The following is a 1,998-nucleotide window of genomic DNA, read 5'->3' on the forward strand; positions in this document are numbered from 1 at the left end:
TGGTATCAGATTGATGGGGTGAAGGTGCCCCATCAACCATTAAATCCGTATACCCGAAGTGAAAATCCTGCTGCCCTGAAGGGTGGCTTTGACTCGGCCTCACCCCAGCGACCGACTCCGAGGGGTTGCGCAACCGCACCGATTTCGACTGAACAACGAATCGGCCCATTACCTCTCGCTCGAGCGGTCCACTTGCGACCAGTCCAGGCGAATATCCCAGTTGTACTGATGCTCCTCGGGCAGCGGTGGCTCGCTGGCGTCCACTTTCTCGATGACGTTTTCCGGCGGTACGACCGTTGCATCGCGTCCGTGGATGAAGCTCTGCTCCTCGACGATCACGCGATAGGCCTTGTTGAGCCGCAGGGCACGCTCGGGTGAAGGCGTGATCAGGGTATGGACGTCGGCGGCCTCGACCTTGTCGCGGTCCACCTCGGCGTCGTCGGTAAACCAGCGGGCCTGCATTTCCGGGTTGTTGCGGAACTCGCTGCCGCCACCGACCCGCTTGAAGTAGGTCAGGATCTCGCCGTCGACCTCGCCAACGTTCGGCGCATCCTTCATTCCCTTGAGATCAAGGTAGCCCCAGCCATCGGCCCCGGTAACCTTGCGCGGGAAGGCAAACGTCTGGTCGATGGTCGCGCCGATGGTGCTGTGGCAGCCCATGCAGAAAAGCTGCTCTTCTTTCGTCTGCGGGCGAAGTTCGCCCTGCTTGTCCTCGATGAACCCGAGCACGAGCCAGCCGAAGTCGTTCGTCAGGCCGTGGCCGGTATCAGCAAAACCCGGGAGCGTGTCCGCGTCTAGTTCGTGACCGTGATCGCCGTCCCCGTGCTCCTCCTCGTGGTCCCCGTCGTCATGGCCCTCGTCGTGGCCCTCTTCCGATCCCTCGTAGATCTCGCGCAGCTCGTCGCGGTCATGGAAGGCGAGCTTCTTCATGTACCGCACTTCCTTCATGCGCGGCGTGGGCGTGATCTGGCCATCCTCGGTCACGCCGACATAGCGCACCGTGTGCAGGAACTGGGTGCCTTCCGGGTAGAGCATGGATGCTACCGCCACCTCGCTGGCATCGCCGACGTAATGGTCGGGGCGCTGGATCCGCGTCACCACGGTGCGTTCGCCATCCCCGTCGAGGTCCGCGCATACCGCGTTCTCGTCGACCGGCAGGCTGGTGATCTCGGGGAGATCCTTGATGGCGGCCTCCAGGATGGCGAGATTCGCGCGGTAGGCATCGACCGAATAACCGCCCTCGCCCGAACACTCGCTGGCCTGACGAAAGTGCTCCGGCAGGCGCAGCAAGACGTCGTCGGTCGAGCCGTTCGTCGGCCAGAAGGTGCTCGGCAGGGGCTTGTAGTTGAACGCCACCCAGCCACTGCCGTCGCGCGCGAACCCGTGTTCATCAAACGCCCCGCCGGCCAGGTGCAGGTCATCGAGATCGGGGATGAACCCGTCCCAGCCCATCGACTCCAGACGCCCGGCCAGTGCCGAATAGTTGTCCTCGGTGATGTACTCGAGGATCTCCTCGTCGCTGATCGCCGCCACTTCATCGGAGCGATCGCGGAACAGGTTCGACCAGCGGTTGGTCATGGCGAAATCGGAGAAGTCATACTCAGCCTGGAGCTTGGCATCCCGCATGTAGTTCGGGCGCTTCTCGTCCTCGTAGCTCTGGTGGCAGGTGAAGCAGGGATTGAACCGCTCTTCAGTGCGCGTGTAGCACTGGGGCGGGATGACCGCCTCGTGGTTCTCGACGCCGTCGAGAGACATACCGCTGGGTTCGTCACCGGCGAAGGCTGCCACGGACGAGGTCGCGAGAACGATCGCGAGAAACGGGCGAGAGAATGTCATCGGCAAGGCCTCCACGAGAAGAAAACATCACGCCGGCCGGTTGGCCCACGCCATTGGTTGATGCCGGCCCCAGCCTGGGAAAAAAGAGGGTATACGGATTTAATGGTTGATGGGGCACCTTCACCCCATCAATCTGATACCACCCTCAGATGGTTGATACCA

Annotated in this window: 1 protein-coding gene; it reads right to left on the reverse strand. The window is 62.3% G+C overall.

All coding sequences use genetic code 11. The features are described from left to right. Positions 1-168 precede the first annotated feature (168 nt). Positions 169-1,836 carry a hypothetical protein gene (locus tag D5687_RS11050; RefSeq protein ID WP_125199825.1) on the reverse strand — a complete coding sequence of 556 codons (1,668 nt, stop codon included), beginning with the start codon at positions 1,834-1,836 and terminating at the stop codon, positions 169-171. Positions 1,837-1,998: the final 162 nt, after the last annotated feature.

Source organism: Guyparkeria sp. SCN-R1 (assembly GCF_003932495.1).
Taxonomy (GTDB): domain Bacteria; phylum Pseudomonadota; class Gammaproteobacteria; order Halothiobacillales; family Halothiobacillaceae; genus Guyparkeria.